This window comes from Dellaglioa sp. CoH-56-MRSF-14, from assembly GCF_056782115.1.
In genome coordinates, this window is sequence record NZ_JBXAYB010000136.1 from 1 (window position 1) to 242 (window position 242).

Sequence of the window (242 nt, forward strand, 5' to 3'; positions counted from 1 at the left end):
TTTAAAAGTGGAAGAAGGACGGTCCAAAGATCAAAAAGGCGCACCTGCGTCCACTACTCTCTAAAGAGGGTCCGCTGCGTCGAGAACTGCGTAAGGCAGTGGCCGAGTTCCGCGTGTTCAAGGAGGTGCAACGTGCCAATTCCGAGCTTCTGAAGGAGTCGGGTTTCAAGGCCGGGTTCTTGTTTGGTGCGGCTAAGGCCGCTGGCAACTGGATGTTCAAACTGAGTCGGACGCCACACAAG

General features: G+C 55.0%; 1 protein-coding gene. It reads right to left on the reverse strand.

The window, feature by feature from the left end:
- Positions 1-53: 53 nt before the first annotated feature.
- Positions 54-242: hypothetical protein (locus AC1RPX_RS08090; protein WP_481763384.1), on the reverse strand; the 189-nt coding region annotated here is incomplete at its 5' end.